The organism is Shewanella sp. 8A, from assembly GCF_023475945.1.
In the GTDB taxonomy this organism is placed as follows: domain Bacteria; phylum Pseudomonadota; class Gammaproteobacteria; order Enterobacterales; family Shewanellaceae; genus Shewanella; species Shewanella xiamenensis.
The window spans coordinates 14,156-29,975 of sequence record NZ_JAMDJP010000027.1; the positions used below are offsets into that span (position 1 = coordinate 14,156).

16 protein-coding genes are annotated in these 15,820 nt (G+C 45.8%); all 16 read left to right on the forward strand.

Annotation, left to right across the window (positions count from 1 at the left end; all coding sequences use genetic code 11):
• The first annotated feature begins 23 nt into the window (after positions 1-23).
• The 16 genes from fliO to M0413_RS17565 all read left to right on the forward strand — a co-directional run bounded on the left by fliO (position 24) and on the right by M0413_RS17565 (position 15,813).
• Positions 24-431, forward strand: coding sequence for a flagellar biosynthetic protein FliO (gene fliO, locus M0413_RS17490; RefSeq protein ID WP_172590030.1), 408 nt, complete (start codon positions 24-26; stop codon positions 429-431).
• Complete coding sequence (gene fliP, locus M0413_RS17495) at positions 428-1,174, forward strand: flagellar type III secretion system pore protein FliP (RefSeq protein WP_037420366.1); 747 nt, start codon at positions 428-430, stop codon at positions 1,172-1,174. The genes fliO and fliP overlap by 4 nt, the downstream gene beginning before the upstream one ends.
• A 17-nt stretch (positions 1,175-1,191) precedes the next feature.
• Positions 1,192-1,461 (forward strand): flagellar biosynthesis protein FliQ, encoded by a 270-nt coding sequence (gene fliQ, locus M0413_RS17500; RefSeq protein ID WP_037420368.1) that lies wholly within the window; start codon positions 1,192-1,194, stop codon positions 1,459-1,461.
• 4 nt (positions 1,462-1,465) lie between these two features.
• Positions 1,466-2,263 carry a flagellar biosynthetic protein FliR gene (gene fliR / locus M0413_RS17505; RefSeq protein ID WP_069453227.1) on the forward strand — a complete coding sequence of 266 codons (798 nt, stop codon included), beginning with the start codon at positions 1,466-1,468 and terminating at the stop codon, positions 2,261-2,263.
• 17 nt (positions 2,264-2,280) lie between these two features.
• Complete coding sequence (gene flhB, locus M0413_RS17510; RefSeq protein ID WP_037424768.1) at positions 2,281-3,411, forward strand: flagellar biosynthesis protein FlhB; 1,131 nt, start codon at positions 2,281-2,283, stop codon at positions 3,409-3,411.
• A gap of 319 nt (positions 3,412-3,730) precedes the next feature.
• A complete protein-coding gene (flhA, locus tag M0413_RS17515) occupies positions 3,731-5,830 on the forward strand; it encodes a flagellar biosynthesis protein FlhA (RefSeq protein ID WP_037420379.1) in 2,100 nt (699 codons plus the stop codon).
• Positions 5,831-5,841: 11 nt separating this feature from the next.
• Positions 5,842-7,221, forward strand: a complete 1,380-nt coding sequence (flhF, locus tag M0413_RS17520; RefSeq protein ID WP_037420382.1) for a flagellar biosynthesis GTPase FlhF — start codon at positions 5,842-5,844, stop codon at positions 7,219-7,221.
• A gap of 4 nt (positions 7,222-7,225) precedes the next feature.
• Positions 7,226-8,107 carry a MinD/ParA family protein gene (locus M0413_RS17525; RefSeq protein WP_037420384.1) on the forward strand — a complete coding sequence of 294 codons (882 nt, stop codon included), beginning with the start codon at positions 7,226-7,228 and terminating at the stop codon, positions 8,105-8,107.
• Positions 8,100-8,813, forward strand: a complete 714-nt coding sequence (locus M0413_RS17530; RefSeq protein WP_037424757.1) for an RNA polymerase sigma factor FliA — start codon at positions 8,100-8,102, stop codon at positions 8,811-8,813. Before M0413_RS17525 ends, M0413_RS17530 begins: the two co-directional genes overlap by 8 nt.
• Before the next feature lie 47 nt (positions 8,814-8,860).
• Entirely contained in the window at positions 8,861-9,244 is a 384-nt protein-coding gene (gene cheY / locus M0413_RS17535) for a chemotaxis response regulator CheY (protein ID WP_007649667.1), read from the forward strand.
• Between the two features lie 13 nt (positions 9,245-9,257).
• Entirely contained in the window at positions 9,258-9,995 is a 738-nt protein-coding gene (locus M0413_RS17540; protein ID WP_037424753.1) for a protein phosphatase CheZ, read from the forward strand.
• Between the two features lie 15 nt (positions 9,996-10,010).
• A complete protein-coding gene (locus M0413_RS17545) occupies positions 10,011-12,314 on the forward strand; it encodes a chemotaxis protein CheA (protein ID WP_249555056.1) in 2,304 nt (767 codons plus the stop codon).
• Positions 12,315-12,334: 20 nt separating this feature from the next.
• Positions 12,335-13,459, forward strand: a complete 1,125-nt coding sequence (locus M0413_RS17550; protein ID WP_144344709.1) for a protein-glutamate methylesterase/protein-glutamine glutaminase — start codon at positions 12,335-12,337, stop codon at positions 13,457-13,459.
• Between the two features lie 13 nt (positions 13,460-13,472).
• Positions 13,473-13,991 (forward strand): hypothetical protein, encoded by a 519-nt coding sequence (locus tag M0413_RS17555; RefSeq protein ID WP_037420561.1) that lies wholly within the window; start codon positions 13,473-13,475, stop codon positions 13,989-13,991.
• 66 nt (positions 13,992-14,057) lie between these two features.
• Positions 14,058-14,849, forward strand: coding sequence for a ParA family protein (locus tag M0413_RS17560; RefSeq protein WP_224021856.1), 792 nt, complete (start codon positions 14,058-14,060; stop codon positions 14,847-14,849).
• The gene (locus M0413_RS17565) at positions 14,833-15,813 is read left to right on the forward strand and encodes a chemotaxis protein CheW (protein WP_249555058.1); all 981 of its coding nucleotides are present in this window, start codon (positions 14,833-14,835) and stop codon (positions 15,811-15,813) included. The genes M0413_RS17560 and M0413_RS17565 overlap by 17 nt, the downstream gene beginning before the upstream one ends.
• The last annotated feature ends 7 nt before the right edge of the window (positions 15,814-15,820 follow it).

Below are 15,820 nucleotides of genomic sequence, written 5' to 3' on the forward strand. Positions count from 1 at the left end.
TAAGAAAAGCCTGAAGGAGCGAGATGAGCACATCGGTAATTCTCAATGCCGCGTCAGCAGCTCAGGCGAGTGTCGCTGAAGTGGCCACCCAAGGTGCAGTGGCTACAGCAAAAGTGACTGAGCCATCACAAATGGCAGCAGCGGTGAGTATGCTCGGTGGGCTTATTTTAGTTCTATTGCTTATTTTCGCCTTAGCTTACCTGCTAAGGCGATTTAATTTAGTGCCAACCAATCATAGTGTGCTGAAAACCCTTGCAGTAACATCTCTTGGTCAGAAAGAGCGCCTTGTTTTGGTTCAAGTGGGTGAACAGCAGTATTTACTTGGCGTGAGTGGGCAACAAGTTAATTTAATTGATAAATTAGCTGAGCCTATCGAAATTGAGTCCGTATCTTTTGCGGACAAGCTACGGCAGGCGAAATTAAAACAATGATGAAGTACATACTCACTTTTATAGGGATTAGTGCACTGATGTTTGCGACCTCGGTAGGCGCTGCCGATGGTGTACTGCCTGCGGTAACCGTAAAAACCGCCGCCGATGGTTCGACCGAATATTCGGTTACCATGCAAATCCTATTGCTAATGACTTCGCTGAGTTTTTTACCCGCCATGGTCATTATGTTGACGTCCTTTACCCGCATCATTGTGGTGCTCTCCATTTTGCGCCAAGCGATTGGTTTACAGCAGACACCGTCTAACCAAGTCTTAATCGGTATGAGCTTGTTTATGACCTTTTTCATTATGGCGCCGGTGTTCGACAAAATTTATGACCAAGGGGTAAAACCTTATATTGATGAACAGCTTACTCTGCAACAGGCCTTCGATAAGGGCAAAGAGCCATTACGGGCATTTATGTTGGGGCAAGTGCGTACCACGGATCTCAAAACCTTTATCGATATTTCGGGTTACCAGAATATTAATTCACCCGAAGAAGCACCAATGAGTGTGCTTGTGCCTGCATTTATCACCAGCGAGCTCAAAACGGCCTTTCAAATTGGTTTTATGTTGTTTGTGCCTTTTTTAGTACTCGATTTAGTAGTGGCCAGTATCTTAATGGCCATGGGGATGATGATGCTCTCGCCTATGATTGTGTCATTGCCTTTTAAAATTATGCTGTTTGTACTTGTTGATGGCTGGGGGCTTGTGATGGGCACCTTAGCCAATAGCTTTGGTTAGACAGGCGGAGTACTGAGATGACGCCAGAAGCGCTAATCGATATTTTTCGCGAAGCTCTAGCCGTTATTGTGATGATGGTTTCGGCTATTGTTCTGCCAGGGCTCGGCATAGGCTTAATTGTGGCGGTATTCCAAGCTGCGACCTCAATTAACGAGCAAACTTTAAGTTTTTTACCTCGACTTATTGTGACCTTGCTTGCTTTGATGTTAATGGGTCATTGGTTAGTACAGACCTTAATGGATTTCTTTATTGAAATGGTTAACCGTATTCCTCAAGTGGTAGGTTAATCCCATGGAGTTGCTGCTTGATACGTTAATGCAAACCATTGCTTCGTATATGTGGCCACTGTTTCGAGTCGCCAGTATGCTGATGGTTATGGTGGTGTTTGGCGCGGCAACAACTCCCACTCGTGTGCGTTTACTTCTTGCTATTGCCATAACCCTCGCAATTGCCCCCGTGTTGCCGCCCGTTAAGGATGCAGAACTCTTTTCCTTAAGCGCCGTTTTTATTACTGCACAGCAAATTATTATTGGTGTTGCCATGGGTTTTGTGACCCAAATGGTGATGCAAACCTTTGTGTTAACGGGTCAGATTATCGGCATGCAGACCAGCTTAGGTTTTGCCTCTATGGTTGATCCGAGCTCAGGACAACAAACTCCAGTGATTGGTAACTTCTTCCTGTTGCTCGCAACCTTAATTTTTTTAGCTGTTGATGGTCATCTGTTGATGATCCGTATGCTTGTGGCCAGTTTTGATACACTGCCGATTTCTAATGTGGGATTAACGTTGACCAGCTATCGCGCGTTGGCGGAATGGGGGTCTTATATGTTTGGTGCGGCATTAACTATGTCGCTGTCAGCAATTATCGCGTTATTGGTAGTCAATTTATCCTTTGGGGTTATGACCCGCGCTGCACCACAGCTAAACATTTTTTCGATTGGTTTTCCGATTACAATGATCGGTGGATTGTTAATTTTATGGTTAACCTTAACTCCTGTTATGGCTCATTTCGATGAAGTATGGGCATCGGCACAGCTTTTGCTGTGTGATATTTTAGGACTTCAGTGTCAAGCCGATGGCATACTTTAACCGGATAGGAACGCGTAATGGCTGAAGAAAGTAGCGGCGAACGCAGCGAGGAACCCACCGGGAGGCGCCTCGAACAGGCGCGGGAAAAAGGTCAGGTTGCCCGTTCCAAAGAATTAGGTACGGCCACAGTTCTGCTTTCGGCTGCAACAGGACTGTATATGCTCGGCCCTGGTATTGCAAAAGCACTTTCCAATGTGTTTGAACGTGTGTTTACCATGGATAGAGCTGCAATTTTTGATACTAATCAAATGTTTAATGTCTGGGGCGTTGTCGGCGGCGAAATAGGTTGGCCGTTGCTTAAGATTATGCTGCTGATTGTGGTGGTGGCATTTATCGGAAACGTGTCCCTTGGTGGAATGAATTTTTCTACCCAAGCCATGATGCCTAAAGCCAGCAAAATGAGCCCGATTGCGGGTTTTAAACGGATGTTTGGTGTGCAAGCCTTGGTTGAATTAACGAAGGGCATTGCTAAGTTTTCTGTTGTTGCGTTGGCGGCATATTTTCTTCTAAATCATTATTTTAATGATATTTTACTCCTTTCTGCCGATCATCTTCCTGGGAATGTCTACCACGCCTTAGATTTACTGGTATGGATGTTTATCCTACTTTGCTCTTCCGTATTATTCATTGTGGTAATCGATGTGCCATTTCAGATCTGGAACCATAATAAACAGCTGAAAATGACAAAGCAGGAGGTCAAAGACGAGTATAAAGATACCGAGGGTAAACCTGAGGTCAAAGGGCGAGTCCGCCAAATGCAGCGTGAATTAGCGCAGCGACGCATGATGGCCGAAGTTCCCAATGCGGATGTGATTGTGGTGAACCCTGAGCACTATGCAGTGGCGATAAAATATGATGTTAAGCGCTCTGCAGCACCTTTTGTGATTGCTAAGGGCGTCGATGAGGTTGCCTTTAAAATTCGTGAGGTAGCAAGGGCGCATAATATTGCCATTGTTACTGCACCACCACTTGCGCGGGCGATTTACCATACAACGAAACTTGATCAACAAGTCCCCGAAGGCCTATTTACCGCGGTAGCACAGGTACTCGCTTATGTATTCCAGTTAAGGCAGTATCAAAAAGGGCGTGGCCGCAAACCTATCCCTATCCCCGTTAATCAACCTATTCCTGAAGATCTGAAATACTAGTAACGATAGATGTTTCAGTATTATTTTTGCAGCCAAATGCAGCCAAATGCAGCCATCAGGAATCGTCTTGTAAGCCCTTACTCTTACTTTCTGTCATAAAAGCTGCTCGTCATTTGAGTAAGACAACCACACATCTTTCTTCGTTTCGCGCCAGAATGAACAAAATATAATCTTGAAATCTCAACAAGTCCTAGTAACGAGTAAATAGTGTTCTAACGTAAAGTTAGCTAGCTACATATTAGCTTCACTACCTGATTGTTAGTTGTTGGCGTGCTTTTTGCTTTTAGGCTGTTATACGTCAAAGTTTAGGTATCTGTGAATGGATGTTAAAGCCTCCCTAGGCCAAGTAAAACAGTTGAAGCTAAGCTCTTTTAAGGGCATAGGTACGCCAGCGCTAGTGCTTGCAGCATTAGCGATGATTGTACTGCCAATTCCCCCGTTTCTACTCGACATCTTATTTTCCTTTAACATTGCTTTAGCCTTGATTGTGCTTTTGGTCGCGATTTATACCGATAGACCTTTAGACTTTGCTGCCTTTCCAACCGTTTTATTAGTTGCGACACTGCTTCGACTTGCACTTAACGTGGCATCGACCCGTGTGGTATTACTCGAAGGTCACAACGGTGGTGATGCGGCGGGTAAGGTCATTGAAGCCTTTGGCTCCGTAGTGATTGGTGGTAACTATGCCGTTGGTCTAGTTGTATTTATCATTCTGATTATTATCAACTTTGCTGTTGTTACCAAAGGTGCTGGCCGGATTGCTGAGGTGAGTGCTCGCTTTACCTTGGATGCGATGCCCGGTAAGCAAATGGCAATTGATGCTGACTTAAATGCGGGCATCATTAATCAAGATCAAGCCAGAACTAGGCGGGCTGAAGTCACCCGCGAAGCTGACTTTTATGGCGCAATGGACGGTGCGTCTAAGTTCGTTAAGGGCGATGCTATCGCGGGTATCATGATTTTAGTGATCAACATTCTCGGTGGTTTTATTATCGGGATTGTGCAGCATGGTTTGACATTCTCTCAAGCGGTTGAAATTTATACCCTCTTAACAATAGGTGACGGGTTAGTCGCCCAAATCCCAGGCTTATTACTGTCAATTGCTGCGGCATTGATGGTAACTCGCCAAAATGAATCTGGCGATATGGGTCAGATGTTGATGAGTCAGATGTTTGACAGTCATAAATCGCTAGGGATTGCTGCTGGCGTATTGTTCGTTATGGGGATTGTGCCTGGAATGCCGCACATGGCGTTTTTAAGTTTCGCCGTTTTAACGGGATGTGCGGCTTATTTTATATTTAAACGTAATGAGGCTAAACGTGCCAAAGCCCTCGAACAAGTCAAAACGGGCCCAACGGAAAGAGCCGAAAGAGAGCCTAAGGAACTTAGCTGGGACGATGTGCATCATGTTGACACTATCGGTCTTGAAGTGGGTTACCGTTTAATCCCCTTAGTCGATAAAGGTCAAGGTGGAGAATTACTCAGCCGGATCAAAGGTGTACGTAAAAAGCTTTCGCAAGAATTGGGATTCTTGGTTCCTGCGGTTCACATACGTGACAATTTAGACCTTTCGCCTAATGCCTATCGTATTTCTCTTATGGGCGTTGTTGTAGGGGAGGCGGATATTCGCCATGACTGCGAGCTCGCCATTAATCCGGGACAAGTGTACGGTAAGTTAGATGGCATTGAGACCCGTGATCCTGCCTTTGGTCTCGAAGCCGTGTGGATTGCCCCTGAGCTGCGTGAACATGCCCAAACCTTAGGGTATACGGTAGTGGATGCCGCGACGGTAGTGGCAACTCATATCAGCCAAATATTGACGAATAATGCAGCAAAACTTTTAGGTTACGAAGAAGTGCAACAACTGATGGATATGCTTGCTAAACACTCGCCTAAGTTGGTGGATGGCTTTATTCCTGATGTGATGCCGCTCGGAAATGTCGTAAAAGTGATGCAAAACCTATTAAATGAAGGAGTTTCTGTCAGAGACTTGCGTACCATAGTGCAAACTTTGTTAGAATACGGCACTAAGAGTAACGATACTGAAGTGTTAACTGCGGCGGTGCGTATTGCATTGAAGCGCATGATCGTTCAAGAGATCTCTGGCCCTGAACTCGAAATCCCCGTCATAACTTTGGCGCCAGAGTTGGAACAGATGTTGCATCAATCAATGCAAGCAACGGGTGGAGATGGTCCCAATATCGAGCCAGGTCTTGCGGAGCGTATGCAACAATCCTTAGCGGATGCCGCTCAAAAGCAAGAAATGGTCGGACAGCCTGCCATTTTGCTAACGTCTGGTATGTTACGTGCGACCCTGTCTCGCTTTGTTAAATATACTATTCCTAATCTCAGAGTGATTTCTTACCAAGAAATCCCCGATGAAAAGCAAATACGCATCGTATCTGCCGTCGGCCAGTAGAGGACGCATAAGTGAAGATTAAACGTTTTTTTGCCAAAGACATGCGTGCTGCACTGGCCCAAGTGAAGGACACGCTCGGCTCCGATGCGGTGATTATGTCCAATAAAAAGGTGAACGGCGGTATTGAGATTGTCGCTGCCGTTGACTACGACGAGCCAAAAGCGAAAGCGCCTGCTGCGACTCCGACCTTTATGGATGTGAGTGATGACTTAGTTTCGCTCGGTGCCAAAGCGCCTATCCGCGCTGAAACTAAGCTAAAACCCTCGGCGCCAGCGGACTCACTCCAAGCCTTGCTTGAGAAGCAACAAAATCGTTTAAACCAACAACTCACGCATCAACAACAAGATGCAGAGCTTCCTGCATGGGCTAAAGGATTACAAGCTACCGCAGCTGCGCCTAAAGCTGAGCGCCGTGATATGGGCAATCCCTTCGATAAAAAGTCACAGAGTTCGCAAAAGCAAAATGCCGATCTTGAAGCCATGCGCGACGAGTTATCATCCTTACGTAATTTGTTGACCCATCAGGTTTCAGCATTGATGACTGAGCATAAAAAGCGTATCGACCCTGTCGGTGCCATGCTGGAGTCAAAGTTGTTGGAGGCCGAGTTTTCACCAGCGGTGGCAAACAAATTAGCTGCGCTGAGCCAACACTATACTCCTGCAGAATTAGTTCGTGCACTGCCGCAAAGTCTTGCGAATATGCTTGATAATCAAGGTGATGATATTGTTAAGCAAGGCGGTGTTGTGGCATTAGTTGGTCCCACTGGAGTGGGGAAAACCACTTCCTTGGCTAAACTGGCCGCACGCTTTGCTGCTCACCATGGTGCTGACCAAGTGGCATTGATTACCACAGATCATTATCGTATTGGCGCCTATGAGCAATTGGCCACCTATGGCAAAATCATGGGCTGCCCAGTCAAACAAGCCCATGACCTTGCTGAACTAGAGCAAATTCTGTATCAGTTTAGAAATCGCAAGCTAGTATTGATAGATACCGCGGGTATGGGCCAACGAGATATGCGGCTTTACCAGCAACTTGATAATTTAACTGCAAATAGCAGAATACCTATCCGCAGTTATCTGGTACTGTCTGCCACAGGACAGCGCCGCGTGCTGCAAGATGCTGTAAATCACTTTAAACGCATTCCCTTATCTGGTGTTGTACTCACCAAACTTGATGAATCTGTGTCTTTAGCGGGCGCATTAAGTGTGTTGATCCAAAGTGGATTGCCATTAAGTTATGTTACGGATGGGCAGCGAGTGCCCGAAGATATGAAAGTTGCTGATACTTTGATGCTCGCTGAGCAAGCATTAGCGGCCTTAGAAAACACAGAACAACAATCGTTACCAGACACAGCGTGGTCAGATAATATGACCTGTGCATTTGAGTAGAGTTATGACCCTGGATCAAGCAAGTGGTTTACGTATGATGAATCAACCCTATAACGAAAAAGTGAAAGTAATCGCGGTTACGGGTGGTAAAGGTGGTGTGGGTAAAACCAGCGTATCCATCAATACTGCCGTAGCATTAGCCGAGAAGGGCAAGCGTGTCTTAGTGCTTGATGCTGACCTTGGCTTAGCAAACGTCGATGTCATGTTAGGGATCCGTGCTGAACGTAACCTTTCCCATGTATTGTCTGGCGATGCTGAGTTAGATGACATTATTGTCCGGGGGCCTAAAGGTATTGGGATTGTGCCAGCCACATCGGGTACTCAGGGCATGGTTGAGCTAAGTCCTGCGCAACATGCGGGCTTAATTCGTGCTTTCAGTGAGATGCGCACCCAGTTTGATATCCTCATCGTGGATACTGCCGCGGGGATTTCTGACATGGTACTCAGTTTCTCCCGTGCGTCACAGGATGTGTTGGTTGTTGTTTGTGACGAACCAACGTCTATTACTGACGCCTATGCGTTAATCAAAATCCTCAGCCGTGAACACGGCGTCTTCCGCTTTAAAATTGTTGCAAATATGGTGCGTAGTTTACGCGAAGGTATGGAATTGTTTGCTAAACTCAGTAAAGTGACCGACAGATTCTTGGACGTGGCACTTGAATTAGTTGCGACCATTCCATTTGATGAAAATTTGCGTAAATCGGTTCGCAAGCAAAAGTTAGTGGTTGAAGCTTATCCTAAGTCTCCCGCTGCGATTGCTTACCAAGGTCTAGCGAATAAAATTATGAGCTGGCCAGTACCACAGCAACCTGGTGGGCATTTGGAGTTTTTCGTTGAGCGCTTAGTTCAACGACCAGATTTTCAAGAGGAAAAAACGAGTGAATAAAGCCGCAGCGTATACTTGTTTAGACAATAAAACGTCAATCGTTGAACAGTATGCACCGTTGGTTAAAAGAATTGCACATCACTTGCTCGCCAGATTACCTGCCTCTGTGCAGTTAGATGACCTGCTACAGGCGGGGATGATGGGATTATTAGAAGCATCATCTAAGTTTGATGGCGGTAAAGGTGCAAAGTTTGAAACCTTCGCCGGCATAAGGATCCGTGGCGCCATGTTGGATGAAATCCGCCGTGGCGATTGGGTTCCTCGTTCTGTCCACCGAAATAATCGTCGAGTTGCCCAAGCCATTGATGAATTAGAGCAAGTGCTAGGTCGTGATGCGCGCGACACAGAAATTGCAGAAAAACTTGATATGACGCTCGATGAGTACCATCATATTCTTAATGATGTTTCTGTTGGTAAAATCATAGGGATAGAAGACTTAGGCGTATCACAGGATATACTCACTACAAGTGATGATGTTAGCGATGGTACGTTTGAGGTCTTGGCAGAAACCCAGTTTCATTCTGCACTTGTTGAGGCGATAAAATTATTGCCCGAAAGGGACGCGCTAGTGCTATCGTTATATTACGATGAAGCATTGAATTTAAAAGAGATTGGCGCCATTCTTGAGGTAAGCGAATCGCGTGTTAGCCAGATATTAAGTCAGGCAATGTTGCGACTCAAAGGCAAACTCAAGCATTGGACATAAGTATAATTATTAATTGAGCACTGAATGTCAGCTCACCGGAGGAAACCTTGGACAAGAATATGAAGATTCTCATCGTTGATGACTTTTCGACAATGAGACGTATCATCAAGAACTTGTTGCGAGACTTGGGCTTTAACAACACCCAGGAAGCGGACGATGGCTCAACCGCCTTGCCAATGTTGCAAAAAGGCGATTTTGATTTTGTCGTTACAGACTGGAATATGCCAGGCATGCAGGGTATCGATTTACTTAAAGCCATTAGGGCCGATGACTCCTTGAAGCATCTACCGGTATTAATGGTCACTGCCGAGGCAAAACGTGAACAAATTATTGCTGCTGCACAAGCGGGTGTGAATGGGTATGTGGTAAAGCCTTTTACCGCAGCAACATTGAAAGAGAAGCTAGATAAAATATTTGAACGACTCGCTTAAGCAGGGATGAGCTATGAAGTCACATACATCAGGGCTCATCACGCTCGAGCATGCTCAGCGTTTAGTCGAACTGTTAAGCGCGAATGAACAAAATCAAGCTGATGATTTATTAAGAGAACTGGCAGCTCCTCTTCAGAGGGAACTTTTTGATGAGGTAGGCAAACTCACTCGCCAATTGCATAGCGCTCTTATGGATTTCCAAATCGATAATCGGTTAGTTGAGTTAGCAAATACAGAAATACCCGATGCTAAGGAACGGCTAAGTTATGTCATTGACATGACTGAACAAGCTGCAAATAAGACTATGGATGCTGTTGAGGAGTGCTTGCCGTTAGCGAATGCATTAACCGCGAACATCCAACAAGTGATGCCATCGTGGGACAAATTAATGCGTCGTGAAATTGCCCTCAGTGATTTTAAGGTGCTTTGCCATAACGTTCAGCATTTGATGTCGCGAAGTGAATTGGACTCAAACCGATTACGCGAATTGCTCAACCAAATATTGATGGCGCAGGATTTTCAAGACCTGACTGGACAAATGATCCGCAGGGTAATCGATCTAGTGATGGAAGTTGAAAGTAATCTGGTGTCTATGCTGACGGTGTTTGGTGAACAGCCAATGATTGAGAGTCAGATTACTCAGAAAAATAATATTGAAGCTGAAGGGCCGATAATGAATGCCGAGCTTCGTCAAGATGTAGTAACAGGTCAAGACGAAGTGGATGATCTGCTATCGAGTCTGGGTTTCTAACTGGGAGTCAATTTGATGGCCTTTGATGTAGATGAAGAGATACTCCAGGACTTTTTAATCGAGGCGGGGGAAATATTAGAGTTGCTTCAAGAGCAGCTTGTTGCCCTTGAGAATAATCCTGATGATACTGACTTGCTAAATGCCATTTTTAGGGGGTTTCACACCGTAAAGGGCGGCGCAGGTTTCCTAAGTTTGACTCCCATGGTTGATGTCTGCCATGAGGCAGAAAACACATTCGATTTATTGCGTACTGGCAAGCGCAGTGTCACAGCAGAATTAATGGATATTATTCTTCAGGCTGTTGATGCAATTAACACCATGTTTGCTCAAACCCAGCAGGGAGAGCAACAAGATCCTGCTGATGCTGCATTACTTGCAAAATTAAAGTTACTTAGTTCTGGTGAGCCTCTGCCGTCAGAATTAGGACAAACTGCGTCAGAGCCTGAATCTATTGCTGAGCCCGAACCCGAGCCCGTTATTGAAACTGTTGTTGACGTTGTCGCAGTTGAAGAGATGCCTGTTGAGGCTGCGAGTTCTTCAAACTCAAGTATTGATGAGATTAATGAAGCGGAGTTTGAGGCTTTGCTTGATGCACTGCACGGTAGTGGAAAAGGTCCCGGTGTGACTAACACTACTAATGCTGATGTTGTGGCAGCGCCCACTGCGTCAATTCCCTCTGTATCAAATACAGCCAAGCCCAAAGTACAACAAGCTACCAGCTCGGGTGATGATATCACTGACGATGAGTTTGAAGCCCTGCTTGATGAGCTTCATGGTTCAGGAAAATTTAATGGCAAAGTAGATACACCTATATCACCTCAGCCTAAGGTTGAAACTGTTGCTGTGCCAGTGTCAACACCAACTGCTGTTGCTGTCGATTCAGACGAAATTACTGACGATGAATTTGAGCGTTTACTCGACGAACTTCATGGAAAAGGTGGGGCACCAGCCAAAGCTGTTGCAAAAGTGGAATCTGCGAAACCGACTCCCACTCCTGCCACATCTGCTGCGGCTCCTGCTGTGCCTAAAGCCAGTGTTACTCCGGTAACCCCTCCAGCGGTTAAACCTCAGGCCGAAGTTGCGCTCGCCGAGAAGGCTCCTGTTAAAGCGGCCGCTGCCGCATCAGCAAATGTTCCTCAAGGTGAAACGACCGTTCGCGTAGATACTGCACGACTCGACCAAATCATGAATATGGTGGGAGAGCTAGTATTAGTACGTAACCGTTTGGTGAGTTTGGGCATTAGTCGTGATGACGAAGAGATGTCTAAGGCGCTCGCGAATCTAGATTTAGTGACTGCTGATTTGCAAGGCGCGGTCATGAAAACCCGTATGCAGCCTATCAAAAAGGTTTTTGGCCGTTTCCCTCGCGTTGTTCGTGATTTAGCCCGTACGCTCAATAAAGAAATTGATTTAGTGTTGGTCGGTGAAGAAACTGATCTTGATAAAAACTTGGTTGAGGCGCTGGCGGATCCTTTAGTGCACTTGGTTCGTAACTCGGTCGACCATGGTATTGAAATGCCAAATGACCGTGAAGCCTCTGGCAAACCCAGGACGGGGACGATTACTCTATCGGCAAGCCAAGAGGGTGACCATATTCTGCTAAAAATCGAAGATGATGGCGCAGGTATGGATCCCGAAAAGTTAAAACAAATTGCCATTAAACGTGGCGTGCTGGATGAAGATTCCGCTGCGCGTATGACGGACAACGAAGCTTATAACTTGATCTTTGCCCCAGGCTTTTCAACCAAGGTCGAGATTTCAGATATCTCTGGTCGTGGCGTGGGAATGGACGTGGTTAAAACCCGTATCACCCAACTCAACGGTACTGTGCATATTGACTCGATGAAAGGCAAAGGCACCATACTTGAGATTAAAGTGCCGTTAACCTTGGCAATTATGCCAACACTTATGGTCGATGTGGCTAAACAAGTTTTTGCATTACCTTTATCCAGTGTTAATGAGATTTTTCATCTCGATCTTACCAAAACCAATATTGTTGACGGACAACTCACTGTCATCGTTCGCAACAAGGCCGTGCCGCTATTCTATCTAGAGCATTGGTTGCATCGAAATAAAACTACCTTCAAACATGGTGACAAGAAACATGGTCATGTCGTGATAGTGCAGTTAGGTATGATGCAGATCGGTTTTGTTGTGGATGCACTGATTGGCCAAGAAGAGGTGGTGATTAAGCCACTGGGAGCCTTGTTGCACGGTACGCCAGGTATGGCTGGGGCAACGATTACATCCGATGGTGGTATTGCGCTTATCTTGGATGTTCCTGGGCTATTAAAGCATTATGCGAAAAATAAAAGTTAGTTCCCAAGTTAAGGAATGGAATGGCCATTAAAGTATTAGTCGTTGATGACTCAAGCTTTTTTAGACGACGTGTTAGTGAAATAGTCAATCAAGATCCTGAACTGGAAGTGATCGCGACGGCTGCTAACGGGGCTGAAGCGGTGAAGATGGCTGCTGAGCTTAATCCCCAAGTAATCACTATGGACATTGAAATGCCTGTCATGGACGGTATCACCGCTGTCCGTGAAATCATGGCAAAGTGTCCAACCCCGATTCTGATGTTTTCATCGTTAACCCATGATGGCGCTAAGGCCACCTTAGACGCCCTAGATGCTGGTGCGTTAGATTTTTTACCTAAACGTTTTGAAGATATCGCGACGAATAAAGATGAAGCGATTTTGTTATTGCAGCAAAGAGTCAAGGCTCTTGGTCGTCGTCGAATTTTCCGTCCAGTGGCGCGCCCTAGCGTTGCCCCAATTCCCCCAAGACCAAGCACTGGCTCGGTATTAGGGAATGTGGCCACACCTGTTCAAAGTGCACCTGCGCCAGTGCGCACGTCACCAGTATCGTCTATTCGTGCTAGTGGTAAGCAATACAAATTATTGTTAATCGGTACGTCGACGGGGGGGCCTGTCGCCTTACAGAAAATTTTGACTCAGTTTCCAGCAAATTATCCGCATCCTATTTTGCTGATCCAACACATGCCAGCCGCTTTTACCCCAGCATTTGCAAATCGTTTAAATGGTTTATGTAAAATCGAGGTAAAAGAAGCGGCAAATGGCGATATTTTGCGTCCAGGTTGTGCGTATCTAGCGCCAGGTGGAATGCAGATGATGGTAGAGCGTACAGGCGTCACAGGCCGAATAAAAGTGCTCGCTGGTAGTGCTGAAATGAATTATAAGCCTTGTGTCGATATCACTTTTGCTTCAGCCTCAAAAGCCTACGGTGGAGATGTGCTTGCTGTAGTGTTAACTGGAATGGGGGCTGATGGCCGAGAAGGAGCACGCATGCTTAAAGCTGCCGGTGCGACCATTTGGGCGCAGGATGAAGCGAGTTGCGTCGTTTATGGCATGCCTCAAGCAGTGGCCAGTGCGGGAATTGCCACTCAATCCATTTCACTGGAGCACATGGCTGAATCGATTTTAAAAGAGTCTGCACGTGGCTAGTAGCAAGTCACAGATAAGCACAAATATTGTGCTTATTATGGTGCTAATGATGATGACGATAGTTTGTCTTGGTGCCTTAAGTTTCGATTATCATCGAAAAAACATAAAATTGCTTGCTGATGTTAAACGCTTAGCATCGACCCAAGTCGTGCTCATGGTGCCTGATGAACAAGCTAAGGTCATTGCTGATTGGCTTGCCACACACCCAGAACAAACTAAGGCTATGCTAAAAATGGTGGCGCCTGGTGAACATAATGCAGTGACTCTTGGGCCAGAAATGCCAGCGGCGGGTAGTAATAATATTCCGCCTTTACTTGAAAAAGTGCCAGAGATGGATAAACAACAGTTATCCTCTCAGTCACCTGCTGAATCATCAGTCTCTTTGCGTTTGCAAAATGAAGCAGCATTGACAACAGAGGTTCGACAGGAGTCGACTCAAGTTCCTGTGGTGATTTCGGAAAATGCCGACGGTGTTAAGGTGATAAGCCTGCCTAACGGTGGCATAAGAGTCACGACAAGGGAAGAAGAGTAACGTGGTGGGCCGCGTAATCATTCCACTTATAAATGGCACAGAATCAACATTTAAGAGGTCAGTGCTTTGAAAGTCTGGACCATAGCGAATCAAAAAGGTGGGGTCGGTAAAACCACTTCGGTAGCAAGTTTAGCGGGAGCACTCGCTAAACGGGGGAAGCGCGTCTTGATGATTGATACCGATCCTCATGCTTCACTCGGTTACTACCTTGGGATTGACTCAGAAGAGGTGCCTGGTTCTCTTTTTGATGTATTTGTTGCGCACAATCATCTTACAAAAGAGCTGGTTAAATCGCATATCGTACCAACTTTGGTGGATGGTTTAGATTTATTACCGTCGACTATGGCGCTAGCAACACTTGATAGAGCTTTAGGCCATCAAGAGGGCATGGGACTTGTCTTACGTAATTTGCTTGCCCTTGTTACTGATGAATATGATGTTGCCATCGTCGACTGCCCGCCCGTCTTAGGTGTGCTGATGGTGAATGCGTTAGCCGCGAGCCAACATATTGTCATTCCTGTGCAAACCGAGTTCTTAGCGATTAAAGGGCTGGAGCGCATGGTCAAAACTATGGAAATCATGGGGCGGTCAAAGAAGACTCGTTACAGTTATACCGTAGTCCCAACCATGTTTGATAAGCGTACTAAGGCATCTCCTGCTGCGTTGCAGGTGTTGACTGAACAGTATGGTGAGAGTCTATGGCGTGATGTTATTCCTGTAGATACTAAGTTTAGAGACGCAAGTTTAGCGCATTTACCCGCCTCCCATTATGCAAGCGGTTGTCGTGGTGTAAAGGCCTATGAAAGATTATTAGATTTTCTTTTAGCTGGGGAGTTTGGCCATGTCAAAATCGGTTGATGAAACTGTTTTTGATTTTTTTGAATTATTATTGCACGAAGATGATAGTGCCTTTGGTGCTCCCCCAATTAAATCTCAAGAAAATGTTGCGACCACTTTTGATAGCAGTAAAAAAACGGAAACTCAGCAGCTCAATAATGCCATTTTGGCAGAGCATGAGCGGTCTAAAGCGGATGTTAAAGCTACTCTAGAACCTGAAGTACAACCTATTCGGGCAAAAAGCATTGTTACTGTCTCCTCTAAGGAGAGTGCTGAGCCGTTAGTGAATAAACAGTCGCTAGAGCGCCTGCTTGCGCCAGTCCTAAAAGCGGAAGCTACAGTTGTTGATAAGCCAACGGAGGTTATCGAGCAACCTTTACCAGCACCCAAGCAACCTGTAGTAATAACGGTTGCTGAAGTTGATGAGACTGCGGATGTTGCGCCGACGCAAGTCGATAACTTATCGACTGTGCCCGACACCCAAGTCGGCTTTGCGCCTCCAAGTGTGACAAAAGATCTGCAAGAAGTGCTCGATGATGAGTTTCAAGTACTATTCTTTAAGGTAGCTGGGTTGACGTTAGCGGTTCCATTAGTCAGTCTCGGTGGTATCGTCAAAGTAGAACGGATTAATCATATTATTGGCCGTCCTTCTTGGTTCCTTGGTGTACAAACTCATCGAGAAGAACAGTTAAATCTAGTGGATACCTGTGCGTGGGTTATGCCAGAAAAATACACAGATAAACTGGCGCAATCGGTAAATTATCAATATCTTGTATTATTAGAGGGCAGTAATTGGGGATTAGCTTGTGAGTCCCTTCTTAATGCAGTAAAAATTACCAAATCGCAAGTAAATTGGCGCAGCAAAGCAGGGAAACGTCCTTGGCTAGCTGGTGTGGTTAAAGAACAAATGTGTGGCATTTTGCACGTACAAGCCTTAGTTGAAATGCTTGATGCGGGTTTAGGCTGTCAGGACTCCATTGGTTGAGGTAAAC